Raw genomic sequence first — 26890 nt, 5'->3', positions numbered from 1 at the left:
ATGCAGCCTGTGCTTAATTCATCCAGCCTTTGACCCAGTCCATGACCGACTCTGCTGGATTCTGCTCGCCGCCACAGGTCGCGCCGGCGGGCGGTTCACTCCCGCGAATATACGGCATCTGCACCGCTCCCGGACAGCTGCCATCAGACCCATGGCCAGTGTACGGGTCGATCCAGGCCTGCACCACGTTGTCCGGCTGCGGCATGTCCAGCGGCAGCGGGTCGGCCTTCTTCATGAAGCTGGTCCACACCTGCAGGGCACCGGTGGCACCGGTAAAGGGCGTCTTCCCGTTATCGTCACGGCCCATCCACACCACGGCCAGCAGGTCCTGGCTGAAGCCGGAGAACCAGCTGTCGCGCGAGTCGTTACTGGTACCGGTCTTGCCCGCCAGGGTCAGCGAGCGCGGCAAGGTGTTGTACACCGAGCGCCCGGTACCTTCGCGCATTACCCGCTGCATGGCGTTCTGCACCAGGTAGATGGCGCCCGGGTCGAAGGTTTGCTGGATCTGGAACGGGTAGCGCTTGAGCGGCTCACCCTCGGCGGTCAGCACACTGCGGATACCGCGCATCGGGGTGTTGAAACCGCCGTTTGCGATGGTCTGGTACATGGTCGCAACCTGCATCGGCGACATGCCGCCGGCCCCCAGCAGCATGGCCGGGAAGGCTGGCCAGTCGACATTCACCCCCAACCGGCCAATGGTCTTGATCACATTGGGCACGCCCACTTCCAGGCCGAGCTTGGCGGTGGACAGGTTGTACGAGTTGGCAAGCCCCTGGTACAGGTAGATGGTGCCATGCGGTCGACGGTCATAGTTTTGTGGGCGCCAGACCTGGCCATCGGCACCCTTGACCGAAAATGGCTCGTCCTGCACCCAGCTGGTCAGGGTGTACTTGCTCGGCTGCTCCAGCGCAGTCAGGTACACCGACGGCTTGACCAGCGAGCCGATCGGCCGCACAGCATCGATGGCCCGGTTGAAACCGGCGAAGCCTGCCTGGCGGCTACCGATCAGCGCCTGAACCTCACCGGTTTCCGGGTTGGTCACGACCATGGCCGATTCCACCTCGTCAGCACCTTTGCGCCCCGACAGGCGCTTGAAGGTCTCGCTCATCGAAGTTTCGGCCTTCATCTGCAGGATCGGGTCGAAGCTGGTGAAGATACGCAGGCCTTCTTCGGTCAAGTCTTCGTCGCGGTAGTCCTGGCGCAGCTGACGCTTGACCAGGTCGAGGAAAGCCGGGAACGAGCTGTCGGCCAGGCTGCCGCGCTTGGTCACGCCCAACGGCATCTTCTTCGCAGCATCGACTTCCGCCTGGCTGGCCACACCCTGCTCGGCCACCAGGTCGAGCACCAGGTTGCGGCGGGCCAGGGCGCGGTCAGGGTAACGCCGCGGGTTGTAGTAGGACGGCCCCTTGACCATGCCCACCAGCAAGGCGATCTGATGCAGCTTCAGCTCCGAAAGCGGCTGGCTGAAGAAGAACTGGCTGGCCAGGCCGAAGCCGTGCACTGCACGCTGGCCATCCTGACCGACGAACACCTCGTTGAGGTAGGCCTCGAGAATCTCGCGCTTGTCGTAGTGCAACTCAAGCAGCATGGCCATCATCGCTTCGGTCAGCTTGCGGCTGAGGCTGCGTTCGCTGCTGAGGTAGAAGTTCTTCACCAGCTGTTGGGTCAGGGTGCTGCCGCCCTGGCGCATCGAGCCGGACGAGGTGTTGACCCACATGGCCCGGGCGATGGACTTGGGCGACACGCCGTAGTGGCTGTAGAAGTCGCGGTCTTCGGTCGCCACCAGGGTTTCGAGCAGGTACTTGGGTACCTGGTCGATCTTGATCAGGATGCGGTCTTCGAGGTTTTTCGGGTAGATACCGCCGATCATCAGCGGTTCAAGCCGCACCACGTCGAGCGCCTTGCCGTTGGCTGCCGAAAGGCCCGCCACGTAATCGCCGGAGAAGCGCACGCGTACGAACTGTGCCGGCTCCATGCCCTCGTAGAACTGGAAACCACGGGTATTGAGGTCGACGGTATTGCCGTTGACGGCCGCCGCACCCGGGCCATTGGCCGCGCTTTCACGCCGGTAGCCGAGCGCGTCGAGTTCGGTAAGGAAGTCGTTCTTGCTCAGTTTCTGACCAGTGAACAGCTCCAGCGGCCGGGCATACACCTTGGCAGGGATGGTCCAGCGCTTGCCGGAGAACTTCTCCTGGACAACGGCATCGAGGTAAACCGCGAAGCCGGCAACGATCACCAGGCCTACCAGGCTGAGCTTCAAAGCCCAGCCCAGCCAGGCGCGAGAGCGGCCGGTCGGGCGTTTCTGAGGGGTACGGGGATTTCGGGTTCGGGTCATGGCGGCGGATTATACGCACTTTATAAAGGCTGGGCAGGCGGCCCAGCGGTAGGCAGGGACGGCACCATTGACCATAATGGCGCATTCGAATTCCCTGCCCCCGGAAGGATTTCCCGTGAGCCAAGCACTTATCACTGCATTGCAGAACCCAGCCCTGTACCCCCACCCCGTGGATGGGTTCCAGCTCATCGAGACGCATATCTCCTGGGTGCTGCTCACCGGCGAGTACGCCTACAAGATCAAGAAACCGATGAACTTCGGCTTCCTCGACTTCACCGAACTGGGCCAGCGCCAGCATTTCTGTAACGAAGAGTTGCGCCTGAACCAGCGCCTGACCGACGGCCTGTACCTGGAAGTGCTGCCGCTCACCGGTAGCGTCGAAGCGCCACAGATCGGTGGCGACGGCGAGGCCATCGAGTACGCGCTGAAGATGCGCCAGTTCCCCCAGGAGCAGATGCTCAGCACCCTGCAGGCCAATGGCGAACTGAATGCCGCGCACATCGACCAGATGGCCCGGCAGATCGCCGAGTTCCACCTGCAAACCCCCAAGGTATCCGCCGAGCAGCCCTACGGTTCGCCGGAAAGCGTCATGGCCCCGGTCGAGCAGAACTTCGAGCAGATCCGCCCATTCCTCAGCGACAAGGCCGACCTGCTGCAACTGGACAACCTGCAGGCGTGGGCGCGCAGCAGCTTCGAGCGCCTGCAAGGCCTGTTCGCCTCGCGCAAGGCCAATGGCTTCACCCGCGAGTGTCATGGCGACATCCACCTGGGCAACGCCACCCTGATCGACGGCAAGGTGGTGATCTTCGACTGCATCGAGTTCAACGAACCGTTCCGCATGACCGACGTCTGGGCCGACACCGGCTTCCTCGCCATGGACCTGGAAGATCGCGGCCTCAAGTGCCTGGCACGGCGTTTCATCAGCCAGTACCTGGAGCTGACCGGCGATTATGAAGGCCTGGAAGTGCTCAACTTCTACAAAGCCTATCGCGCCCTGGTACGGGCCAAGGTCGCGCTGTTCAGCATGCCGGCCAATGCCGATGGCGTGCAACGGGCCACTACCCTGCGCACCTACCGCAACTACGCCAACCTGGCGGAGAGCTACAGCGCCATCCCTTCGCGGCTGCTGGCCATCACCCATGGCGTCTCGGCAGTAGGCAAGAGCCACGTGGCAATGCGTCTGGTCGAGGCCTTGGGCGCCATTCGGGTGCGCTCCGATGTCGAGCGCAAGCGCCTGTTCGGCGAACAGCCGCAAGACAATGCCGGCCAACTGACTACCGGCATCTATGGCCAGGATGCCAGTGCCGCCACGTACCAGCGTCTGCACGACGTTGCAGCAACCGTTTTGCGCGCCGGCTTCCCGGTGGTGCTGGATGCCACCTACCTCAAGCATGAACAGCGTCAGGCTGCGGCAGACGTTGCCAGCCAGACCGGTGTACCGTTCCTGATCCTCGACTGCCATGCACCAGAGGCAGTGATCGCCAGCTGGCTGGAGCAGCGTCAGGCCGAAAACAGCGACCCGTCGGATGCCACCCTGGACGTGGTCAAGGCCCAGCAGGCCAGCCGTGAGGCGCTGGATGCGCAGGAGCTGGTGCAGAGCACCCGGGTCGATACCCAGGACGCTGGCAGCATGAACCAGGTGATTGAGCAGATTCGCCAGCGTTTGCCTGGGCTCTAAGTTCGCCGTTTTCCTGTACCGGCCTCTTCGCGGCTAAAGCCGCTCCCACAGGTAATACGCCAGCCTTGAGGCTTGCATAGGACCTTGTGGGAGCGGGTTTACCCGCGAAGAGGCCAGCACATGCTCCTCAAGCCATCTCGTCACCCCGATGGCAAAAGGCCGCGCATTTCTTAACCCCCGCTACACTCCTCTCTGACCTGCTCGCGATTTATCCTCCAATCCACGTTCAGCCATCGCAAGGAGGCTCGATGAACGATGAATTGCAGCACCTGAAGAACCTTGGCAAGACCTCTGCGCAGTGGCTGCATGCCGCGGGCATCCACAGCGCATCGGATCTGCGGCGCCTGGGTGCGGTGGGTGCATACCAGGCCGTAAAGACACGAGGGTTCCGCGCTTCCAAGGTGCTGTTATACGCCATTGAAGGCGCACTGCTGGACATGCACTGGAACGATCTGCCGCTCGAGCGCAAAGAAGCGCTCAATCAACAACTGGACGCGAAAAACCCTACGCAAAAAAATCCAAAATAATCGTGGGAAGGGGATTGACTACGAAATGAGAATCGTTATGATTATCACAACTGGTCGCGAGACTGGTTGGATAAGCTAAGAGCCCCTGGTTCGGACTCTCAGATTATCTCCTCATCAGGCTAATCACGGTTATTGACCCGGCTCTTTGCCGGGTCTTTTTTTGCCTGTGCTTTTTGTGCCGCCTGGCTTGGCCCTGCCAACGGTCACACTACTGGCGAAACTGCGCGCAGTAATCCTGGTCCGGCATCGCCGCCGTGTACCACACGTAATCAGCCTCGCCTGGCTCAACCTGCTCGCCCACCTCGGCCAGCAACAATACCTTGCTCTCCCCCGTCGCCCCCAGATCAGCCAGGTGCAAGGGTATGCCCAGGTCCTTGCGCACGTGATAGGCCCCGGCAAACAGCAGCGCCGGCTGCGGCGCCTGCAGCAAACGCTCGGCCATGCGCCGGTCGCGCTGCTGCTGCACGGCCAGCATCGCCGGCAACTGGCTTTCCGGCAGCATCCCGCAATGCCCGGCGCGTACCTGCTCCAGCAAGGCAGCCTTTACCGCCGGCGCATTGGACTTTTCGCCCGTCAACGAGGCGGGTTGTCGATAGGCTTGGCGCATCTCCCCAGGCGACAGGTTGGCCGACAGCAGTGGCACTCGCTGCTGCAAGGCCTCACGCACTATCGGCCCATACAGCTGCCAATCCCAACCGTCCTGCCAGGCCAGCGCCTTGGGCAAGTCTGCCGGTATGGGCTGCCCCTGAACCTTGTCGACCAGCGGTTGCTGTTCGGGCTGCAGCATTTCCAGCAGGAGGCTGCCTTGGGCACGCTGGGCTTGCAGTGCGCGCAGCAGCCAAAGTTGCAGCGCATGATGGTCCGGGTTGTCGTGTTTTTCGCCCACCAGCACACGGGGGGCGCCTGCCAGGCGCTGCACCAGTTGCTCAGGGCTGACCACTTGCCCGCTGGCAAGGTCGATGATGTGCCCCAACTCGGCATGCGTACGCCCCTCACTGCTCTGCCAAGGGGGCAGCGGCGGCAGGCTGGCCTGGCAGCCACCCAGTGACAACATCAGGCAAAGCGAGAAACCGGACAGCAGCGGATGACGCATCGGCAATGCCTCCTAGCGGGCGATGATCAGCGGATGCCCACGCTCCGGGTGCGCCTGCACCAATACATCGATGCCGTACACCGCCCGCAACGCCGCGGGTGTCAGCACCTCTTCAGGCGAGGCAAACGCATGGCTGCGCCCCTGCTCCAGCAACAGGATACGGTCACAGTAGCGCGCTGCCAGGTTCAGGTCATGCAGGATCACCAGCACCGCAGCGCCGCGGTCGGCAAAGCGGCGCACGGATTCCAGGGTGGTGTGCTGGTGCAGTGGGTCGAGCATCGAGGTCGGTTCGTCCAGCAGCAGCGTGGCGCCCTCTTCACCTGGCCATAGCTGCGCCAGCACGCGGGCCAGGTGCACCCGCTGCCGCTCGCCACCGGATAGCGCCAGATAACTGCGCTCCAGCAGGTGCCAGGCATCCGCCGCCTGCAACGCCGCTTCGACAATTTCCGCATCGCGCCGCTGCCCGGAGCCATGAGGCATACGCCCCATGCCCACCACTTCTTCGACCCGGAACGAGAAACCCAGGCTGGATACTTGTGGCAATACGGCCAGGCGCCTGGCCCGCTCCTGTCCAGGCCAATCGGTCAAGGGGCGGCCCTGCAGCGTGACCCGCCCACGGTCGGGCGCCAACTCGCCACACAACACACCCAGCAGGCTGCTCTTGCCGGCACCGTTGGGGCCTAGCACGCCCACCACCTGCCCCGGGCTCAGTTGCAGATTGATGTCGTGCAGCACCTCATTGCTTCCCCGCCGCAGGTGCAGGCCTTCGACTTGCAACATCAGCTGCGCCCTCGTATCAGCAGGAACAGAAAGAACGGCGCACCGATAAAGGCCGTGACAATACCAATCGGCAACTCGGCAGGTGCCAGCAGCAGCCGCGCCGCCAGGTCGGCGAACAGCATCAGCACGCCCCCCGCCAGCAACGAGGCGGGTAGCACCACGCGGTGATCAGGCCCGGCCAGCAGGCGCACCAGGTGCGGCACCACCAGGCCGATGAAACCGATCAGCCCCGCAGCAGCCACGGCCGCACCCACGCCCAGCGCCGTGCATAACACCAGCTCGCGCTTGAGCCGCTCCACGTCAACGCCCAGGTGGCGCGCCTCCGACTCCCCCAGCAACAGGGCATTCAGCGCCTTGGCCCGACGTGGCAACCACACCGCCACCCCCGCAGCCACCAGCAGCAATGGCCACAGCCGGTCGTAGCTGGCACCGTTCAGGCTACCAAGGTTCCAGAACGTCAGCGTGCGCAGGGTGGCGTCGTCGGCCAGGTAAGAGAACAGCCCCACGGCCGCACCACCCAGCGCAGTCATGGCCACGCCCGCCAGCAGCATCGTGGCGACGTTGGTCTGGCCATCGCGCCGGCCCAGGCGGTAGACCAGCGCGGTTACCCCTAGCCCCCCGACAAACGCGCAGAACGACAGCAGATACGGCGCGAAAGCCTCCGGCATGCCGCCAAACCAGGCACCACCGACAATGGCGACCGCAGCCCCCATCGCCGCCCCGGCGGCAACCCCCACCAGCCCCGGGTCGGCCAGCGGGTTGCGGAACAGCCCCTGCATGGCCACGCCGGACAGCGCCAGCACCGCGCCCACCGCCAGCCCCAGCAGGGTACGCGGCAGGCGGATCTGGCCCAGGATCATCTCGGCCTGCTGCAGGCCGTCAGCCGCAATCGGCAGCCCCAACAGGCGCAAGCCGGCACGCAGGGTGTCGAACAACGGCAGGCTGACCGGCCCCAGGGCCAGCGACAGCCAGACCGCCAACAGGCACAGCAGGCTCAGGCAAATGAACAACGTACGTGGCTGGACCCGCTGTTTCATTGCGCGAAGCTGGCCTGGGCTGCCGGGTAGAAGGTGGCTGCCAGCGACTGCAAGGTCGATGGCAGGCGGGGGCCGAGCCCGCCCACCAGCAGTGTCGGGTCCAGTGACACCAGGCGTTTCTCGCGCACAGCCCGCGAGGCCGCCAGCGCGGGGTTTTCTTTCAACAGCGCCTGCAAGGCCTGCTCATCGGCCAGCGCCCGGTCGGAAAACACGATCACATCCGGGTCCAGCGCCGCCAAGGCTTCGTTGGAGAAGTTCTTGTAGCCCTGATGCTCAGCCAGGTTACGCCCGCCTGCCTGGCCCAGCAGCCAGTCACCCGCAGTGCCCTGCCCGGCGATCAGCGGCTTGGCCCCGGCATGGCCGACCAGTAGCAACACCCCAGGTGCCTTCTGCCCGGCCTGAGCCTGCTTGACCTTGGCCTGCACAGCCTCAAGCTGCTGGTGGTAACCCGCCGCCAACGCTGAAGCTTGCTGCTCTGCGCCGAGCAACTGCCCCAGATGCTTGAGGTTTTGATCCACCGCCGCCAGTTCGGCCTTGCTGGAGAACAGCTCGACCTGCACGCCGGCTTTGCGGATTTGCGCCAGTACCGGCGGCGGGCCCATTTCCTCGGTGCCCACCAGTACATCCGGGCGCAGGCTGAGAATGCCTTCAGCCGACAACTGCCGCTGGTAGCCCACGCTGGGCAATGATTTCAGCGATGCCGGGTGTTGGCTGGTGGTGTCCACACCGACCAGCCGCGCTTCACCGCCCAGTGCGGTGATCCACTCGCTCAGGGCACCACCCGCGCTGACCCAGCGCTGCGGCAACTCGGCCGCCAGGGCCTGGGAGGAGAGCACAAGGCTTGCGCACAGGGCGAGCAAGGCGACTGGACGGCGCATCATCGGGTTCCTTCTGAAGGCGAGCCGCGCGCCTTGTGGCGGGCGGCAGAACTGCGCACCATAGGTAGCCAGGCGCAGCGAATGCGAGCAATTTGATAATTATTCGCATTGAAGCGTCAAGTCATCATCTGTTTCTTGAGTCGTCCTTGCCATGCACTTCCTTTGTACCTCCCACGCTCTGGCCGAAGGCCAAAGCCGCGCCTTCAGCGTAGACGGCCTCGAACTGTTCGGCGTGCGCCGCCATGGCCAGGTGTACCTCTACCGCAACCGTTGCCCGCACCGGGGCATCCCGCTGAACTGGGCGCAAGATGCATTTCTCGATGATAGCGCCAGCCTCATCCACTGCGCCCACCATGGTGCGCTGTTCCTGATTGAAAGCGGCGAGTGCGTGGCGGGGCCCTGCGAGGGTGAGCAATTGCAGGCCCAAGGCTGTCACGAAGACAGCCAGGGCATCTGGCTCACGGTGTAAGCAGTACCGGCAGGCGGCGATCAATCACAATGCCTTCGGCGTCCAGTCGGGTGCCGTAGGCCAGCACCTCTACCCCGTCCGCCACTGCAGCACGCAGGGCCTGGGCATAGGCTGCGTCGATTTCCTCGGCAGGGCGCACGGCGTCGATTCCCGTCAGGTTCACGCAGTACAGTTGCACCGCCCGCACACCTTGCCGGGCCAGCTTCGCCAGCTCCCGCAGGTGCTTGGCACCACGCTGGGTCACTGCATCGGGGAAGGCGGCCACTGTGCTGTCGGGGTAGCCCAAGGTCACGCTCTTGACCTCGACATACGCTGGGGCACCGTCGAACTCCAGACGAAAGTCGATGCGGCTGCTTTCCTCACCGTATGCGACCTCGCGCTTTAGCGCGGTGAAACCGGCCAGTTCGGCGATGGCCCCGGCCCGCAGCGCCTCTTCGACCAGCGCATTGGCCCGCCCGGTGTTCACACAGGCCAGCCGCCCCTGCGGGGTTTCACTGATTTCCCAGGTGCCCGGCAGCTTGCGCTTGGGGTCGTTGGAGCGGCTGAACCACACCTGCCCGCCTTCACGCATGCAGTTGAGCATGGAGCCAGTGTTCGGGCAGTGAATGGTCAGCTGTTCGCCGCTGGCCAGTTCGATATCCGCCAGAAAGCGCTTGTAACGGCGCAGCAGGCGGCCCTGTTCAAGTGAAGGAGAGAAACGCATCAGCCTTGCCAGCTCCGCAGGCCGCGGGCAATGCGCTGCACCGCCTCTTCCAGGCGCGGCAGGCTCTGGGTGTAGGCAAAGCGCACATGTTGCCCGGCCAGGTGGCGGCCAAAGTCCAGGCCCGGGGTAAAGGCCACGTGCTCGGTTTCCAGGAAGTGCCGGCAGAAGGCAAACGCATCACCGCCAAAGGCACTGATGTCGGCATACAGGTAGAACGCCCCCTGCGGCTCGACGGCAATGCGGAAGCCCAATTCGCGCAGGGCGGGCAACAGATAGTCGCGACGGCGGGCGAACTCGGCCCGACGTTCTTCGAAAATGGCCAGGCTCTCGGGCTGGAAGCATGCCAGCGCAGCATGCTGGGCCATGCTCGGTGCACTGATGTACAGGTTCTGCGCCAGCTTCTCCAGGTCAGCCACCGCGCCGGGTGGGGCTACCAGCCAGCCAAGGCGCCAACCGGTCATGCCGTAATACTTGGAAAAACTATTCAGGACGAACGCCGAGTCGTCGACTTCCAGCACACTTGGCGCGTCCACGCCATAGGTGAGGCCATGGTAGATCTCGTCCACCACCAGGTGGCCATGTCGCTCATGGGTGGCCTTGGCAAGGCTGGCCAACTCCTCGCGCCCCAGCACGGTGCCCGTCGGGTTGGCCGGCGAAGCGACCAGGGCACCGACGGTGTCCTGGTCCCAGTAACGCTCGACCAGGTCGGCGGTCAGTTGGTAATTCACCTCCGGGCCCACCGGCACCAGCTGCGCCCCGCCCTCGACCAGGCGCAGGAAGTGGCGGTTGCACGGGTAACCCGGGTCGGCCAGCAGCCAGTGCTTGCCCGGGTCGACCAGCAGGCTGCTGGCCAGCAGCAGCGCACCCGAGCCACCCGGGGTAATAAGGATGCGCTCCGGGTCGATATTCAGGCCATAACGCTGTTCATAGAAGCCGGCAATCGCTTCACGCAGTGCCGGCAGGCCGCGTGCGGCGGTGTAGCGGGTGTGCCCGGCAGCCAGCGCTGCCTGCCCGGCGGCGACGATCGGTGCGGCCGTGGTGAAGTCCGGCTCGCCGATTTCCAGGTGGATCACGTCGTGCCCGGCCGCCTGCAGCTCGTTGGCCCGAGCCAGCAGCGCCATGACGTGGAAGGGTTCGATGGCGCGGCTGCGCGCACTGTAGGGGTGGGCCATGACCTTCTCTCAATTGGGTCTAAACTGGAGATTCTACCTCTGCACGCCACCGAACGTACGGCTCGCGCCGGTGTCAACAAGCAGGATCGGGCGGGGTAGCGCACCCCCGATCTATCTGGTAAGTTCGGCGGCTCGCAGTCGCAGGACCGGCGGTCGCCGGAGATGGAGCATCCTGCGCATTGGATCAGATGAGTGAGAGGCGGTCTATTCATGTCCACCGTAGAAAAGCAAAAAACCGGTCAAACCATGTACGGTGTCGAGCCCTATAAAGAGACCAAGGGCGAAGAGTACATGGGTGAGCCCATGAAGAAGCACTTCACCAAGCTTCTCAATGCCTGGAAAGGCGAGCTCATGCAGAGTGTGGATCGCACCGTAGACCACATGAAGGATGAAGCTGCGAACTTCCCGGACCCGGCCGACCGTGCCAGTCAGGAAGAAGAATTTGCTCTGGAGCTGCGCAACCGTGACCGGGAGCGCAAGCTGATCAAGAAAATCGACAAGACCCTGCAGAAGATCCAGGACGAAGATTACGGCTGGTGTGAATCGTGCGGTATCGAGATCGGCCTGCGCCGTCTGGAAGCCCGTCCGACCGCCGACCTGTGCTTCGACTGCAAGGAAATCGCCGAGAAAAAGGAAAAAACGGTCGGCAAAGGCTGATCTTTCTTCCACCTGAACGGGGCGCTTGATGCGCCCCGTTTCATTTATATGCCCAGCCTGACCATGACCGACTCCAGCTACATCGGGCGCTTCGCCCCCACCCCCAGCGGCTTCCTGCACTTCGGCTCGCTGGTTGCCGCCCTCGCCTCCTGGCTCGATGCCCGTGCCGTCAACGGCCGCTGGCTGCTGCGCATGGAAGACACCGACCCACCCCGGGAAATGCCCGGGGCCCGTGATGCGATCCTGCAAACACTGGAGCGTTACGGGCTGGAATGGGACGGCGAGGTCGTGTTCCAGAGCCAGCGGCACGATGCCTATGCCGCAGTCGTCGACCGCCTGTTCAACCTGGGCCTGGCCTATGCCTGTACCTGCTCGCGCAAGCAGCTGGAGGGTTACAACGGCATCTACCCAGGCTTGTGCCGCAACGCCGGTCATGCCCGAGAAGGTGCGGCGATCCGCTTGCGCGTGCCAGAGCTGATCTACCGCTTTACCGACCGGGTACAGGGCGAGTACCAGCAACACCTGGGGCGTGAGGTGGGCGACTTCGTCATCCAGCGCCGCGACGGGCTGTATGCGTACCAACTGGCGGTGGTGCTGGACGATGCCTGGCAGGGTGTTACCGACATCGTGCGGGGCGCCGACCTGCTCGACAACACCCCGCGCCAGCTGTACCTGCAGGAGTTGCTGGGGTTCTCACAGCCGCGCTACCTGCATATTCCGCTGATCGTGCAGCCGGATGGGCACAAGCTGGGCAAATCGTACCGTTCGCCACCCCTGCAGGCGGAGCATGCTACACCGCTGCTGTTGCGGGCATTGCGGGCGCTGGGGCAGGAAGCAGACCCCGACTTGCTGCTGGCTACGCCGGCTGAAGTGTTGGCCATAGCCCGCAAGCAGTGGCGCCCGGAGGCGATTGCGCAGCGGACCACGGTGCCAGAGGCTGATTTGCGCTGAGGCAGGCCCGGCCCTTTCGCGGGTAAACCCGCTCCCACAGGAACGGCACCGCCTTCGAAGTCTATGAAGGCCCTGTGGGAGCGGGTTTACCCGCGAAGAGGCCGGCACAGGCAAACAAACTCTCAGAAACAAAAGCCCAATACTTTCAAAACCTTGGCTAACGCAATGGATTCCCGCTAGCATCCCCCCCGCCATTTGCGCCAATAATAAGTCCAAGCCCGCAGCGCCCAACCATCGAGGCCAGCATGTACATCTATCGTTTGGTCCTGCTTCTGGTCGTGGGGATCTACCTGTTCTCCCCGGCCATCATGGACTGGTGGATCGAACCGACCGGAGCCTGGTATCGCCCTTACCTGCTCTGGCTGATCCTGATCGTCGTCACCTTCATCCTGCAGAGCCAACGAGATGCCGATGAGCTTTAGCCTGACCCAGATGATCCTGATCAGCGCCGGGTACCTCATGGTGCTGTTCGGCGTGGCCTGGATCAGCGAACGGGGGTTGATCCCGCGTTCGATCATTCGCCACCCGCTCACCTACACCCTGTCGCTGGGCGTGTACGCCAGTGCCTGGGCTTTTTATGGCTCGGTGGGCCTGGCCTACCAGTACGGTTACGGCTTCCTTGCCTGTTACCTGGGGGTGTCCGGCGCGTTCCTGCTGGCACCGGTACTGCTCTACCCGATCCTCAAGATCACCCGCACCTACCAGCTGTCATCGCTGGCCGACCTGCTGGCGTTCCGCTTCCGTAGCACCTGGGCCGGGGCATTGACCACCATCATCATGCTGATCGGCGTGCTGCCGTTGCTGGCGTTGCAGATCCAGGCGGTGGCCGACTCCATCAGCATCCTCACCGGTGAGCCGGTCAAGGCCAGGGTAGCCTTCGCCTTCTGTGCGCTGATCATCCTGTTCACCATCTTCTTCGGCTCGCGGCACATCGCCACGCGTGAAAAACACGAAGGGCTGGTGTTTGCCATCGCCTTCGAGTCGGTGATCAAGTTGCTGGCCCTGGGCGGCATCGGGCTTTACGCCCTGTACGGCGTATTCGGCGGCCCGCACGAGCTGGAAGTGTGGCTGCTGCAGAACCAGACCGCCCTGGCCGCCCTGCACACCCCGCTGCAGGAAGGCCCGTGGCGCACCCTGCTGCTGGTGTTCTTCGCCTCGGCCATCGTCATGCCGCACATGTACCACATGGCCTTCACCGAAAACCTCAACCCGCGCTCGCTGGTCAGTGCCAGCTGGGGCCTGCCGCTGTTCCTGCTGCTGATGAGCCTGGCCGTGCCGCTGGTGCTGTGGGCCGGGCTGCGCCTTGGCGCCACGACCAACCCCGAGTACTTCACCCTGGGCCTGGGGATTGCCGCCAACAACGAAGCATTGGCACTGCTGGCCTACGTCGGCGGCTTGTCGGCCGCCAGCGGCCTGATCATCGTCACCACCCTGGCGCTGTCGGGCATGGCCCTCAACCACCTGGTGCTGCCGCTGTACCAGCCACCGGCCGAAGGCAATATCTACCGTTGGCTGAAGTGGACCCGCCGCGCGCTGATCGTCGCCATCATCACCGCCGGTTTCATGTTCTACCTGACCCAGAACAACCACCAGAGCCTGGCCAACCTGGGCATCGTCGCCTTCGTCGCCACCCTGCAGTTCCTGCCGGGTGTGCTGTCGGTGTTGTACTGGCCCACCGCCAACCGCCGCGGCTTCATTGCAGGGCTGCTGGCCGGCACCCTGGTGTGGATGGTGACCATGTTGCTGCCGCTGCTGGGCAACCTGCAGGGCTTCTACATCCCGCTGCTGGACATGATCTATGTGCTGGACGATACCAGCTGGCACATGGCGGCCATTGCCTCGCTGGCGGCCAACGTGCTGCTGTTCACCCTGATCTCGCTGTTCACCAACGCCAGCACAGAAGAAGTCAGCGCGGCCGAAGCCTGCGCCGTGGATAACGTGCGCCGCCCGCAGCGCCGCGAGCTGCATGCAGCCTCGCCGCAGGAGTTCGCCACCCAACTGGCCAAGCCGCTGGGCGCCAAGGCCGCACAAAAGGAAGTGGAACAGGCCCTGCGTGACCTCTACCTGCCGTTCGACGAGCGCCGCCCCTACGCCTTGCGCCGCCTGCGCGACCGCATCGAGGCCAACCTGTCCGGCCTGATGGGGCCAAGCGTGGCCCAGGACATGGTCGAGACCTTCCTGCCGTACAAGTCCGGTAACGAAAACTACGTGACCGAAGACATCCATTTCATCGAAAGCCGCCTGGAAGACTACCACTCGCGCCTGACCGGCCTGGCCGCCGAACTCGACGCCCTGCGCCGCTACCACCGCCAGACCCTGCAAGAGCTGCCCATGGGCGTCTGCTCGCTGGCCAAGGACCAGGAAATCCTGATGTGGAACAAGGCCATGGAAGAGCTCACCGGCATTGCCGCCAAGCACGTGGTCGGTTCGCGCCTGCTCACCATCGCCGAGCCATGGCGCGGCCTGCTGCAGGGCTTCATCAACGTGCCTGACGAGCACCTGCACAAGCAACGCCTGGCGCTGGACGGCCAGCCGCGCTGGCTGAACCTGCACAAGGCGGCCATCGACGAACCACTGGCACCCGGTAACAGCGGCCTGGTACTGCTGGTGGAAGACCTTACCGAAACCCAGGCACTGGAAGACAAGCTGGTGCACTCCGAGCGCCTGGCCAGCATCGGCCGCCTGGCCGCCGGCGTGGCCCACGAAATCGGCAACCCGATTACCGGCATCGCCTGCCTGGCGCAGAACCTGCGCGAAGAACGCGAAGGCGATGGCGAAATCATCGAGCTGTCCAGCCAGATCCTCGAACAGACCAAGCGTGTGTCGCGCATCGTCCAGTCGTTGATGAGCTTCGCCCATGCCGGCGGCAGCCACCAGAACAGCGAAGAGCCGGTGTGCCTGGCCGAAGTGGCGCAGGACGCCATCGGTCTGCTGGCGTTGAACCGGCGCAATTTCGAAGTACAGTTCTTCAACCTCTGCAACCCGGACCACTGGGCCGAAGGGGACCCGCAGCGCCTGGCCCAGGTGCTGATCAACCTGCTCTCCAACGCCCGCGACGCCTCACCGCCTGGCAGCGCCGTGCGCGTGCGCAGCGAAGCGAGCGAGCACACCGTCGACCTGATCGTCGAGGACGAGGGCAGCGGGATACCGAAGAACATCATGGACCGCCTGTTCGAACCCTTCTTCACCACCAAGGACCCGGGCGAGGGAACCGGACTGGGGCTCGCTCTGGTCTATTCCATCGTGGAAGAGCATTATGGGCAAATCACCATCGACAGCCCGGCCGATATCGAACGGCAACGTGGCACCCGGATCCGCGTGACCCTGCCCCGGCATGTCGTAGCGACGTCCCCTGAAATTCGAGACCGTCGAGAGAATTGAATCAATGCCGCACATTCTGATCGTCGAAGACGAAACCATCATCCGCTCGGCCTTGCGTCGCCTGCTCGAACGGAACCAGTACCAGGTCAGCGAAGCCGGCTCGGTGCAGGAAGCCCAGGAACGCTTCAGCATTGCCACCTTCGACCTGATTGTCAGCGACCTGCGCCTGCCTGGCGCGCCCGGCACCGAGCTGATCAAGCTCGGCCAGGGCACCCCGGTGCTGATCATGACCAGCTACGCCAGCCTGCGCTCGGCGGTGGACTCGATGAAAATGGGCGCGGTGGACTACATCGCCAAGCCTTTCGACCACGACGAGATGCTGCAGGCCGTGGCGCGCATCCTGCGCGACCGGCAGAACGCCCCGGCCGCCGCACCGGCTGCCGAGCCACGCGCCACCAATGGCAAGGCCGCCCCGGCCGAAAAAGGCAGCGCGGCTGCGGCCAATGGCGAAATCGGCATCATCGGCTCGTGCCCGCCGATGCAGGACATGTACAGCAAGATCCGCAAGGTGGCGCCTACCGACTCGAACGTGCTGATCCAGGGCGAGTCGGGTACCGGTAAAGAGCTGGTGGCCCGCGCCCTGCACAACCTGTCGCGCCGGGCCAAGGCACCGATGATCTCGGTGAACTGCGCCGCCATCCCCGAGACACTGATCGAGTCCGAACTGTTCGGTCACGAGAAAGGCGCGTTCACTGGCGCCAGCGCCGGGCGTGCGGGCCTGGTGGAAGCCGCCGACGGCGGCACGCTGTTCCTCGACGAAATCGGCGAACTGCCGCTGGAAGCCCAGGCCCGCCTGCTGCGTGTGCTGCAGGAAGGCGAGATTCGCCGGGTGGGTTCGGTGCAGTCGCAAAAGGTCGATGTGCGCCTGATCGCCGCGACCCACCGCGACCTGAAGAACCTGGCCAAGGCCGGCCAGTTCCGCGAAGACCTTTACTACCGCCTGCACGTGATCGCCCTGAAACTGCCTGCCCTGCGCGAGCGCGGCAGCGACGTCAACGAGATCGCCAGCGCCTTTCTCGCCCGCCAGAGCGCGCGCATCGGCCGCGACGACCTGCACTTCTCGGCCGAAGCCGAGCAGGCCATTCGTCACTACAGCTGGCCGGGTAACGTGCGTGAACTGGAAAACGCCGTGGAGCGCGCGGTGATCCTCAGCGAGAGCGCAGAAATTTCTGCCGAGCTGCTGGGCATCGACATCGAGCTGAGCGACCTAGAGGAGGACGAGATCCTCAACAACGCCCTGGTGGTGGCCAGTGCTGCCAATGCCAGCCACGAGCCGACCGAGGACCTATCGCTGGAAGACTACTTCCAGCACTTCGTGCTCGAGCACCAGGACCACATGACCGAGACCGAACTGGCACGCAAGCTAGGCGTCAGCCGCAAGTGCCTGTGGGAACGCCGTCAGCGCCTGGGCATCCCACGGCGCAAGAGCAACGCTACCAGCGAATAACTCAGCCTGCCCACCGTACGCCGCAGCATTTGCGGCACCGGTGAGATCGAGCGCCGCCCGCGCGGCGCTTCGCGGCGCAAGGCCGCTCCTACATCTGTTTCGGGCCAATCAATTCTGATCCATTGGCGCGCGCCCCTTTGTCTGTCCCCTTCGATATCGCGTCGTGCGCCAAAGGGTACGCGCGCCAATGGCACAGGCATAACTGGCCCGAAACAGATGTAGGAGCGGCCTTGCGCCGCGAAGCGCCGCGCGGGCGGCGCTCGATCTCATAGGCGCTGAATGGGTTGTGGCGAACACATCTGGCCTTGCGCACACCCCAGGTAACACATCAGTTCCCGCAAAAATCTGTTACCCAACCTTTCCGCCGTAACAGTTCCCGAGGCGTAAGGTAACGAAATTGCGACATTTTGGCCGTCGTGAAAACTGCCATAAACCCTCAACCCCTTGATTTTACTGGCTTTGCAAAAGTTGGCACGGCACCTGCTATATGCTTAGTACAAAAACAATAACAAGCACTGCAACCTAAAATAAGAACAAGACGAAACGGCTCACGCACAATAAAAACAAGACGGCGGAGGCGCAGCTAACTGATTCTTTTGGAGAGGATGCGTGTTTGGGGCTTGCCCCACGACCAGGCAGAGAACAACAAAAACTGCACTAAAAAGCAGCGCCTGAACTGGTTGGATCGACAGATCAACGTGACATCAGCGGCCAAAGCAATCCGTTTGCTCTTAACCCCTGGATTGGGGGTCGTCCACAAGCTTCGAGATTTGTGGACAGGGCACTCAACAAAAACAAAAAGCCCGGCAAAAAAACAATAAGAGCACGCAACGACTTCTTGGGGAGCTTAGGCTCCCCTTGTCGTTTCTACCCTTCTGGCAGGCATCCTGCTACCCGCCTACACCATTCCCCGAGTAAATGCTAGAATCCCCGCCCATCATGCGGCCATTCTCCTATTCTTGGCCGAACATTCCTTCACACAGTGCATCCCATGCTGAAGAAGCTGTTCCAGTCTTTCCGCCCGCCCGTACCGGGCCCGCACCACAGGCGCACCACGCCTGAGGTGATCAACAAGAGCCAGCACTCGCTGCAGCGCCACCAGTTCAGCCGCCACGCGGTGAACATCGTGGAACGCCTGCAGAGCGCCGGTTACCAGGCTTACCTGGTCGGTGGCTGTGTCCGCGACCTGATGCTGGGCATCACGCCGAAGGACTTCGACGTCGCCACCAGCGCCACCCCCGAGCAGGTCCGTGCCGAGTTCCGTAACGCGCGCATCATTGGTCGCCGCTTCAAGCTGGTCCACGTGCATTTCGGCCGTGAGATCATCGAAGTTGCCACCTTCCGCGCGCCCCACTCGGAAGACGACGGGGGCGACAGCCACCGTTCGTCGCACAATTCCAGTGGCCGCATCCTGCGTGACAACGTATACGGCACCCTGGAAGAAGACGCGCAACGTCGCGACTTCACCATCAATGCCCTGTACTACGATCCGGTCAGCGAGCGCATTCTCGATTACGCCAACGGCGTGCACGATGTGCGCAACCGCCTGCTGCGGCTGATCGGCGACCCGACCCACCGCTACCAGGAAGACCCGGTGCGCATGCTGCGCGCGGTGCGTTTCGCCGCCAAGCTGGACTTCGGTATCGAGAAGCACACCGTCCAGCCGATCCGCGAACTGGCCCCGCTGCTGCGCGAGATCCCGCCGGCACGCCTGTTCGAGGAATGCCTCAAGCTGTTCCTCTCCGGCCAAGGCGCCATCGCCTTTGAAATGCTGGTCGACCTGCAGCTGTTCGAGCCGTTGTTCCCGGCCAGTGCACACGCCCTGGACGAGCGCCCGACCTACGCCCACACACTGATCAGCCAGGCGTTGCAAAACACCGATTTGCGCGTGAAGCAGGGCAAACCGGTAACCCCGGCGTTCCTGTTCGCTGCGCTGCTGTGGCCAGCCCTGCCGGCCCGTGTACTGCACCTGCAGAACCAGGGCGTGCCGCCGATCCCGGCCATGAACGGAGCGGCACACGACCTGATCGCCGAGCAATGCGCGCGCATCGCCATTCCCAAGCGCTTCACCCTGCCGATCCGCGAGATCTGGGACATGCAGGAGCGCCTGCCACGGCGCAGCGGCAAACGCGCCGACCTGCTGCTGGACAACCCACGCTTCCGCGCCGGTTACGACTTCCTGCTGCTGCGTGAAAGCGCCGGGGAAGAAACCGACGATCTCGGCCAGTGGTGGACCGACTATCAGGATGCCAACGACAGCGAGCGCCGCGAGATGATCCGCGAGCTGGGCAGCCGTGACGAAGGCACCGGTGCCGGCCCGCGCAAACGCAAACGCAGCGCCAGCAAACGCAAGCGCGGTGGTGACGAGGCGTCCGAGTGAAGACTCGCGCCTACGTCGGCCTGGGCAGCAACCTGGACGCACCTGCCGAGCAACTGCGCAGTGCCTTGCAGGCGCTGGACCAGCTCGAGGAGACGCGCCTGGTGGCGGCTTCCGCCCTGTACACCAGCGATTCGCTGCTACCTGGCCAACCGCGTTACACCAACGCTGTCGCCGCCCTGGACACCGCACTGCCGCCACTGGCGCTGCTCGATGCGCTGCAAGCCATCGAGAACGGCCAGGGCCGCGTGCGCAAGGAGCGCTGGGGCCCGCGCACGCTGGACCTGGACATCCTGCTGTTCGGTGACCAGGTACTCGACGAGCCACGCCTGAAAGTGCCGCATTACCACATGCATGCCCGGCCTTTCGTGCTGTACCCACTGGCCGAACTGGTACCGGAAGATTTCCATCTGGCCGATGGCCGCGCCCTTGCGCAATTGCTCGACGAGTGCCCATTCGTCGGCCTTGAACGCCTGTAAACCGGGCGTTCCAGCCTTGCCCGCCGGCACGGTAACGCCAGTAACACCCTGATCGTAACAATGCGGTAACAGGGTGATTGACTTCCCCCACCTCGCTCACGACTATAGGCGTCCCGTGTGGCACCAAAGTGCCGCATACCCGTATTTAGGCCCGGACGGACCTGTGCCCGAACATCACGCGCGATGATGTGCCGCTCCGGAAGATGACTACACGCGTTGAATGCAGTCGTTTTTTACAGCGCCTGAACGAGGATTTTCCTACATGCCTGAAGTAACCCTTACCACCCTCAATGGCCTCAAGGCCAAGGGTGAAAAAATCACCATGCTGACCTGCTACGACGCGACCTTCGCCAAGGCCGCCAGCCAGGCCGGCATTGAAGTGTTGCTGGTGGGCGACTCGCTGGGGATGGTCCTGCAGGGCCACGACAGCACCCTGCCAGTTACCACGGCGGACATGGCCTACCACACCGCCAGCGTCAAACGCGGCAACGACGGCGCGCTGATCCTCGCCGACCTGCCGTTCATGGCGCACGCCACCCCAGAGCTTGCCTTTGCCAACAGCGCCACGCTGATGCAGGCCGGCGCCCACATGGTCAAGATCGAAGGCGCCGCCTGGCTGGCCGAAACCATCCGCCTGCTGGCCGAGCGCGGCGTGCCGGTGTGCGCGCACATGGGCCTGACCCCGCAGACCGTCAACGTGCTGGGCGGCTACAAGGTGCAAGGCCGCCAGGAAGCCCAGGCCCGGCAGATGCGCGCTGACGCCATCGCCCTCGAACAGGCCGGTGCAGCCATGCTGCTGCTCGAATGCGTGCCCAGTGAACTTGCCGCTGAAATCACCAATGCCGTGGGCATTCCGGTGATCGGCATTGGCGCCGGCAGCGCCACCGATGGCCAGGTACTGGTGCTGCACGACATGCTCGGCCTGTCGCTGAGCGGCCGGGTACCGAAGTTCGTGAAGAACTTCATGCAAGGCCAGCCGGATATCCAGAGCGCCCTCGTCGCTTACGTCGAGGCGGTCAAGCAAGTCAGCTTCCCTGGTAGCGAACACGGGTTCAGTGCATGAATACAGTCAAGACCGTCCGCGAATTGCGCGCCGCCGTCGCCCGCGCCCGCGGTGAAGGCAAGCGCATCGCCTTCGTGCCGACCATGGGCAACCTGCACAGCGGCCACGCGGCCCTGGTGACCAAGGCTGCGCAGCGCGCCGATTTCGTGGTGGCCAGCATCTTCGTCAACCCGCTGCAGTTCGGCGCCAACGAAGACCTCGACAAGTACCCGCGCACCCTGGCCGCCGACCAGGAGCGCCTGCTGCAGGCCGGCTGCAACCTGCTGTTCGCGCCCAGCGCCGAAGAGATGTACCCCGACGGCATGAGCGTGCAAACCCGCGTCAGCGTGCCCCACCTTTCCGAAGGCCTGTGCGGCGCTAGCCGGCCCGGGCATTTCGAAGGCGTGGCCACCGTGGTCAGCAAGCTGTTCAACATGGTCCAGCCTGACCTTGCCGTGTTCGGTGAAAAGGACTTCCAGCAGCTGGCGGTGATCCGCGCCATGGTGCGCGACCTGAACATGCCGGTGCAGATCATTGGCGAGCCCACTGTGCGCGCCGAAGATGGCCTGGCGCTGTCGTCGCGCAATGGCTACCTCACGCCGGAACAGCGTGCGACCGCGCCAGTGCTGTACCGCACGTTGCAGCACATTGCGGCTGCCATCGCTCATGGCCAGCGCGACTTTGCCGCGCTGGTCGCCGACGGCCAGACGCAGTTGAGCGCAGCGGGTTTCCGTCCGGATTATCTGGAAGTGCGCCATGCCGTGAGCCTGCGCCCGGCAATGATCGATGATCGCGATTTGGTGGTGATTGCGGCGGCTTACCTGGGTAACACGCGGTTGATCGACAACCTTTACCTGCACGTGGAAGAAAAGACCGCGTAAGCAGCAACTGTAGGAGCAGCCTTGCGCTGCGAAGGGGCCAGTGCGGCAAACGGCTACTTTATGGCCGCCCACGGTCTCTTCGCAGCGCAAGGCTGCTCCTACAGGAACACGATTCAGCCACCTCAGAAATCACCGTGCCATACCCATTCCCAGCGCGTGGCCTTTGCCTATAATGATGCCTGCCTGAACCCGGCAATGACTGCCGTGTCCAAGGCATCACCACGCACCAAGGGAACCCCGCGCAATGGCGTATTACCGTACTCCCCACGATGTGACGGCCCTGCCCGCCTGGCAGGCGCTTCAGCAACACCGCGACGCCATGCAAGGCTTCAGCATGCGCGAAGCCTTCGCCGCCGATGCCCAACGCTTCGACCAGTTCTCCCTGAGCTGCTGCGGCCTGTTCCTCGACTACTCGAAAAACCTGATTACCGAACAAAGCCGCGAGCTGCTGGTCAACCTGGCCAACGAAGTGGGCCTGCAAGACGCCATCAAATCGATGTTCGCCGGCGAAATCATCAATGCCTCCGAAGGCCGCCCGGTGCTGCACACCGCCCTGCGCCGGCCCGTGGGCGACAAGCTCAGCGTCAACGGCGTGAACGTCATGCCGGAAGTACACAAGGTACTCAACCAGATCACCGAACTGGTCGGGCGCATCCACGACGGCCTGTGGCGCGGATACAGCGAAAAGCCGATCACCGACGTGGTCAACATTGGCATCGGCGGCTCGTTCCTTGGCCCCGAGCTGGTTTCCGAAGCGCTGCTGCCCTACGCCCAGCGTGGCGTACGCTGCCACTACCTGGCGAACATCGACGGCAGTGAGTTCCACGAGCTGTCGGCCAACCTGCGCGCCGAAACCACGCTGTTCATCGTCTCGTCGAAGTCGTTCAACACCCTCGAGACCCTGAAGAACGCCATGGCCGCGCGCACCTGGTACCTGGCCCAGGGCGGTTCGGAAGCCGAGCTTTACCGCCATTTCATCGCGGTTTCCAGCAACAAGGCCGCCGCCGTGGCCTTTGGTATTCGCGAAGAGAACATCTTCCCGATGTGGGACTGGGTGGGTGGGCGCTATTCGCTGTGGTCGGCCATCGGCCTGCCAATCGCCCTGGCCATCGGCACAGCCAACTTCAAGGAACTGCTGTCAGGTGCCCACACCATGGACCAGCACTTCCAGACCGCGCCGTTCGACAAGAACATGCCGGTGCTGCTGGCCCTGCTGGGTGTGTGGTATGGCAACTTCTGGGGCGCGAACAGCCACGCGATCCTGCCGTACGACCACTACCTGCGCAACATCACCAAGCACTTGCAGCAGCTGGACATGGAGTCCAACGGCAAGAGCGTGCTGCAGGACGGCACCCCGGTGAAGATCGATACCGGCCCGGTGATCTGGGGCGGGGTCGGCTGTAACGGCCAGCACGCCTATCATCAGCTGTTGCACCAAGGCACCCAGCTGATTCCGGCCGACTTCATCGTACCGGTGGTGAGCTTCAACCCGGTGGCCGACCACCACCAGTGGTTGTACGCCAACTGCCTGTCGCAGAGCCAGGCGCTGATGCAGGGCAAGACCCGCGAAGAAGCCGAGGCCGAACTGCGCAGCAAAGGCCTGAACGAAGCGGACATCGCCAAGCTGGCCCCGCACAAGGTGATCCCGGGCAACCGCCCGAGCAACACCCTGGTAGTGGAGCGCATCAGCCCACGCCGCCTGGGCGCACTGGTGGCAATGTACGAGCACAAAGTGTTCGTGCAGAGCGTGATCTGGGGTATCAACGCCTTTGACCAGTGGGGCGTGGAACTGGGCAAAGAGCTGGGCAAGGGTGTTTACCAACGCCTGGTCGGCACCCTGGAAGACAGCGCCGAAGACGGCTCTACCCAGGGCCTGATCAACTACTTCCGCGGCCGTCACCGCGGTTGACCTGAAGCCTGTAACGGCCTCTTCGCGGGTAAACCCGCTCCCACAGGTACTGCACAAGTTTCAAGAATTGTGCGATACCTGTGGGAGCGGGTTCACCCGCGAAGAGGCCAGCAAGGTTGAACACCTCTCCCAGCTACACTGTCCTATCGAATAGCCGTTGCAGTCCATCGCCCCTTACAAGAGCAGGACCACCCGCCATGTTCGATATCCGCAATTACCCCCAGGCCCTGGCCGTCAGCCAGTCCGCCGCCCTCACCCCCGACGAATACCGCCGCCTCTACCGCCAGTCGGTCGACGACCCTGACACCTTCTGGGCCGAACAGGCCAAGCGCCTTGACTGGATCAAGCCCTGGTCGAGCGTGCAGCAATGCGACCTGAACACCGGCAAGGCCCGCTGGTTCGACGGTGCGCAACTGAACGTCAGCTACAACTGCATCGACCGTCACCTGGCCCAGCGCGGCGAGCAGACCGCCCTGCTGTGGGAAGGCGACGACCCGAAAGATTCCAAGGCCATTACCTATCGCGAGTTGCATCGCCAGGTCTGTCGCCTGGCCAACGCACTGAAGGCACGCGGGGTTAAAAAAGGCGACCGGGTATGCATCTACATGCCGATGATCCCCGAGGCCGCCTTCGCCATGCTCGCCTGCACCCGCATCGGTGCCATCCACTCGGTGGTGTTCGGCGGTTTCTCCCCCGACGCCCTGCGTGACCGCATCCTCGACGCCGACTGCCGCACCGTGATCACCGCCGATGAAGGCGTGCGGGGTGGCAAGCGCATCCCGTTGAAACAGAACGTCGACAAGGCGCTGGCCAGCTGCCCTGCGGTCAGCAGCGTATTCGTGGTGCGCCGCACCGGCGGCGATGTCAGTTGGGCCGAAGGCCGCGACCTCTGGTACCACGCGGCAACCGAAAAGGCCGGCGACGACTGCCCTCCAGAACCGATGGAATCCGAAGACCCGCTGTTCATCCTCTACACCTCCGGCAGCACCGGCAAACCCAAGGGCGTGCTGCACACCACCGGCGGCTACCTGTTGCAGGCGACGATGACCTTCAAGGTGGTGTTCGATTACCGCGACGGCGAAGTGTTCTGGTGCACCGCCGACGTCGGCTGGGTCACCGGCCACAGCTACATCGTCTATGGCCCGCTGGCCAATGGCGCGATCTCGCTTATGTTCGAAGGCGTGCCCAACTACCCGGACACCTCGCGCTTCTGGCAAGTGGTGGACAAGCATCAGGTGAACATCTTCTACACCGCCCCGACGGCCCTGCGCGCGCTGATGCGCGAGGGCTCGGCGCCACTGCAGGGTACTTCGCGCAAAAGCCTGCGCCTGCTGGGCAGCGTCGGCGAGCCGATCAACCCCGAAGCCTGGGAATGGTATTTCGAGGAAGTCGGGCAAAAGCGCTGCCCCATCGTCGATACCTGGTGGCAGACCGAAACCGGCGGCATCATGCTCACCCCGCTTCCCGGCTCGCAATCGCTCAAGCCCGGTTGCGCCACCCAGCCCATGTTCGGCGTGCAACCGGTACTGCTGGACGAAAAAGGCAAGCTGATCGAAGGCCCCGGCGCCGGCCTGCTGGTGATCAAGGCCAGCTGGCCGGGTCAGATCCGCAGCGTCTATGGCGACCACCAGCGCATGGTCGACACCTACTTCAAGCCCATGCCCGGCTATTACTTCACCGGCGACGGTGCCCGCCGCGACGCCGATGGCGAATACTGGATCACCGGGCGCATCGACGATGTGATCAACGTGTCGGGGCACCGCATCGGCACCGCCGAAGTGGAAAGCGCGCTGGTGTTACATGACAGCGTCGCCGAAGCAGCGGTAGTCGGTTACCCCCACGACCTCAAGGGCCAGGGCGTCTACGCCTTCGTCACGACCATGAACGGCGTGACCCCGGACGACGCGCTCAAGGCCGAACTGCTGGCCCTGGTCAGCAAGGAAATCGGCAGTTTCGCCAAGCCCGAGCTGATTCAGTGGGCCCCGGCGCTGCCCAAGACCCGCTCAGGCAAGATCATGCGGCGTATACTGCGCAAAATCGCCTGCAACGAGCTGGACAACCTGGGCGATACCTCGACCCTGGCCGACCCCAGCGTGGTACAGGGCCTGATTGATAAACGCCTCAACCAGTAACCGGCGGCCACTGTCCATGGCCGCCCTGAACCACAGGTCGCCATGGAAGCCCTTCGCCGCCGCATCGAAACCCAGGTCATGAGCCTCACCGGGCTGGCCCTCGGCCAGCTCGACCTGGAATCGCCCAAGGGCGACCCCGGCCTGTTCGGCCCGCACAGCATCAGCTGGCGGGTACATGGCGACTTCCCGAGCATGCTGGTGGGCGGCATCAGCGCACTCATGCTGCAGCTGTTGCACCCACTGGCCCTGGCCGGCGTGTGGGACCACTCCAATTTCCGTGAAGACCTGCTCGGCCGCCTGCGCCGCACCAGCCAGTTCATTTCCGGTACCACCTTTGGCGCCACCGGCGATGCCGAGTGGCTGATCGACAAGGTGCGCACCATTCACCTGCAGGTCACCGGCACCGCGCCGGACGGCCGCCCCTATGCCGCCAGCGACCCGGACCTGCTGACCTGGGTGCATGTGGCGGAGGTCAGCAGTTTCCTCGCCGCCCACCTGCGTTACCGCAACCCGCACCTGCCGCGGGCCGAGCAGGATGCCTACTACAAAGAAATATCCCTGATCGCCGAGCGCCTTGGCGCCCGTGACGTGCCACGTTCGTGCCAGCAGGTCGAAGACTACCTGCAACGCATGCGCGCGCAACTGCACTGCGATACGCGCAGCCATGAAGTCATGCAGATCCTGCTCGACGCCCCGGCCCCCAGCCGCCTGGCACAACCGGTAGGCAAGCTGATGCTGCACGCCGGCATCGACCTGCTGCCAGGCTGGGCCCAGGCCATGCTCGGCCTGCAGCACGGGCCCTTGCAACAGCGCCTGATCCGCCTGGGCCTGCAGCGCACCGCGCCTATACTGCGCTGGGCAATGCGCGATGGCTCGGCGCACCGGGCCAAGCGGCGCATGGGCATCGAGTGAGGGCAAATGGTTGCCCCGGCGGAACTGATTTAACGTGCCATACTCCAAGC

22 protein-coding genes are annotated in these 26890 nt (G+C 63.9%); 15 read left to right on the top strand and 7 right to left on the bottom strand.

All coding sequences use genetic code 11. The features are described from left to right. Positions 1 to 13: 13 nt before the first annotated feature. On the bottom strand, positions 14 to 2335 hold the full coding sequence (gene mrcB / locus ABOC32_RS07060; RefSeq protein WP_016501609.1) for a penicillin-binding protein 1B: 2322 nt from the start codon (positions 2333 to 2335) through the stop codon (positions 14 to 16). Between the two features lie 115 nt (positions 2336 to 2450). Between mrcB and ABOC32_RS07055 the strand changes: the two genes are divergently transcribed. Next, a complete protein-coding gene (locus ABOC32_RS07055) occupies positions 2451 to 4013 on the top strand; it encodes an AAA family ATPase (protein WP_426810543.1) in 1563 nt (520 codons plus the stop codon). 248 nt (positions 4014 to 4261) lie between these two features. After that, positions 4262 to 4540, top strand: a complete 279-nt coding sequence (locus ABOC32_RS07050) for a TfoX/Sxy family protein (protein WP_016489141.1) — start codon at positions 4262 to 4264, stop codon at positions 4538 to 4540. Positions 4541 to 4748: 208 nt separating this feature from the next. Here the strand turns inward: ABOC32_RS07050 and ABOC32_RS07045 are convergent, their stop codons facing one another. Genes ABOC32_RS07045 through ABOC32_RS07030 form a run of 4 tightly spaced genes read right to left on the bottom strand, consistent with a single transcriptional unit; the run spans position 4749 to position 8331 of the window. Beyond that, positions 4749 to 5633 carry a ChaN family lipoprotein gene (locus ABOC32_RS07045; protein WP_426810542.1) on the bottom strand — a complete coding sequence of 295 codons (885 nt, stop codon included), beginning with the start codon at positions 5631 to 5633 and terminating at the stop codon, positions 4749 to 4751. A 12-nt stretch (positions 5634 to 5645) separates the two neighbouring features. Further along, positions 5646 to 6413, bottom strand: coding sequence for a heme ABC transporter ATP-binding protein (locus ABOC32_RS07040; RefSeq protein ID WP_426810541.1), 768 nt, complete (start codon positions 6411 to 6413; stop codon positions 5646 to 5648). Continuing rightward, positions 6413 to 7396, bottom strand: coding sequence for a FecCD family ABC transporter permease (locus ABOC32_RS07035; protein ID WP_426811576.1), 984 nt, complete (start codon positions 7394 to 7396; stop codon positions 6413 to 6415). Before ABOC32_RS07035 ends, ABOC32_RS07040 begins: the two co-directional genes overlap by 1 nt. Positions 7397 to 7446: 50 nt before the next feature. Next, a complete protein-coding gene (locus ABOC32_RS07030) occupies positions 7447 to 8331 on the bottom strand; it encodes a heme/hemin ABC transporter substrate-binding protein (protein WP_426810540.1) in 885 nt (294 codons plus the stop codon). A gap of 148 nt (positions 8332 to 8479) precedes the next feature. Here ABOC32_RS07030 and ABOC32_RS07025 point away from each other — a divergent pair, with 148 nt between their 5' ends. Next, on the top strand, positions 8480 to 8797 hold the full coding sequence (locus tag ABOC32_RS07025; protein WP_086974313.1) for a Rieske (2Fe-2S) protein: 318 nt from the start codon (positions 8480 to 8482) through the stop codon (positions 8795 to 8797). On the opposite strand, the gene sfsA is transcribed toward ABOC32_RS07025, so the two are convergent. Beyond that, positions 8787 to 9500, bottom strand: a complete 714-nt coding sequence (gene sfsA / locus ABOC32_RS07020; RefSeq protein WP_426810539.1) for a DNA/RNA nuclease SfsA — start codon at positions 9498 to 9500, stop codon at positions 8787 to 8789. The genes ABOC32_RS07025 and sfsA overlap by 11 nt on opposite strands. Next, positions 9500 to 10672, bottom strand: a complete 1173-nt coding sequence (locus ABOC32_RS07015; RefSeq protein ID WP_426810538.1) for a pyridoxal phosphate-dependent aminotransferase — start codon at positions 10670 to 10672, stop codon at positions 9500 to 9502. The genes sfsA and ABOC32_RS07015 overlap by 1 nt, the downstream gene beginning before the upstream one ends. A 210-nt stretch (positions 10673 to 10882) precedes the next feature. Here ABOC32_RS07015 and dksA point away from each other — a divergent pair, with 210 nt between their 5' ends. The 12 genes from dksA (at position 10883) to ABOC32_RS06955 (ending at position 26840) form a co-directional block, all read left to right on the top strand. Then, positions 10883 to 11329, top strand: coding sequence for an RNA polymerase-binding protein DksA (dksA, locus tag ABOC32_RS07010; RefSeq protein ID WP_016501618.1), 447 nt, complete (start codon positions 10883 to 10885; stop codon positions 11327 to 11329). Positions 11330 to 11392: 63 nt separating this feature from the next. Next, positions 11393 to 12280: a tRNA glutamyl-Q(34) synthetase GluQRS gene (gene gluQRS, locus ABOC32_RS07005; RefSeq protein ID WP_426811575.1), complete on the top strand. Its 888-nt coding sequence runs from the start codon at positions 11393 to 11395 to the stop codon at positions 12278 to 12280. Positions 12281 to 12525: 245 nt separating this feature from the next. Next, complete coding sequence (locus tag ABOC32_RS07000) at positions 12526 to 12702, top strand: hypothetical protein (protein WP_003250005.1); 177 nt, start codon at positions 12526 to 12528, stop codon at positions 12700 to 12702. Next, positions 12686 to 15661, top strand: a complete 2976-nt coding sequence (locus ABOC32_RS06995) for a sensor histidine kinase (protein ID WP_426810537.1) — start codon at positions 12686 to 12688, stop codon at positions 15659 to 15661. Before ABOC32_RS07000 ends, ABOC32_RS06995 begins: the two co-directional genes overlap by 17 nt. 4 nt (positions 15662 to 15665) lie before the next feature. Then, a complete protein-coding gene (locus tag ABOC32_RS06990; RefSeq protein WP_426810536.1) occupies positions 15666 to 17108 on the top strand; it encodes a sigma-54-dependent transcriptional regulator in 1443 nt (480 codons plus the stop codon). Between the two features lie 991 nt (positions 17109 to 18099). Next, a complete protein-coding gene (locus tag ABOC32_RS06985; RefSeq protein WP_234229031.1) occupies positions 18100 to 19488 on the top strand; it encodes a polynucleotide adenylyltransferase PcnB in 1389 nt (462 codons plus the stop codon). Further along, entirely contained in the window at positions 19485 to 19964 is a 480-nt protein-coding gene (gene folK, locus ABOC32_RS06980) for a 2-amino-4-hydroxy-6-hydroxymethyldihydropteridine diphosphokinase (protein WP_426810535.1), read from the top strand. The genes ABOC32_RS06985 and folK overlap by 4 nt, the downstream gene beginning before the upstream one ends. Before the next feature lie 262 nt (positions 19965 to 20226). Then, entirely contained in the window at positions 20227 to 21027 is an 801-nt protein-coding gene (gene panB, locus ABOC32_RS06975; protein ID WP_426810534.1) for a 3-methyl-2-oxobutanoate hydroxymethyltransferase, read from the top strand. Next, positions 21024 to 21887, top strand: coding sequence for a pantoate--beta-alanine ligase (panC, locus tag ABOC32_RS06970; RefSeq protein WP_426810533.1), 864 nt, complete (start codon positions 21024 to 21026; stop codon positions 21885 to 21887). Before panB ends, panC begins: the two co-directional genes overlap by 4 nt. A 244-nt stretch (positions 21888 to 22131) precedes the next feature. Then, positions 22132 to 23796 carry a glucose-6-phosphate isomerase gene (gene pgi / locus ABOC32_RS06965; RefSeq protein ID WP_426810532.1) on the top strand — a complete coding sequence of 555 codons (1665 nt, stop codon included), beginning with the start codon at positions 22132 to 22134 and terminating at the stop codon, positions 23794 to 23796. Positions 23797 to 23993: 197 nt separating this feature from the next. Further along, positions 23994 to 25928: an acetate--CoA ligase gene (gene acs / locus ABOC32_RS06960; RefSeq protein ID WP_426810531.1), complete on the top strand. Its 1935-nt coding sequence runs from the start codon at positions 23994 to 23996 to the stop codon at positions 25926 to 25928. A gap of 42 nt (positions 25929 to 25970) precedes the next feature. Beyond that, positions 25971 to 26840 (top strand): oxygenase MpaB family protein, encoded by an 870-nt coding sequence (locus ABOC32_RS06955; RefSeq protein WP_426810530.1) that lies wholly within the window; start codon positions 25971 to 25973, stop codon positions 26838 to 26840. The last annotated feature ends 50 nt before the right edge of the window (positions 26841 to 26890 follow it).

The organism is Pseudomonas sp. WOUb67 (assembly GCF_050058005.1).
Taxonomy (GTDB): domain Bacteria; phylum Pseudomonadota; class Gammaproteobacteria; order Pseudomonadales; family Pseudomonadaceae; genus Aquipseudomonas; species Aquipseudomonas putida_R.
Note: the sequence above shows the minus strand (reverse complement) of the source record. Positions and strands in the feature narration are given on the sequence as shown.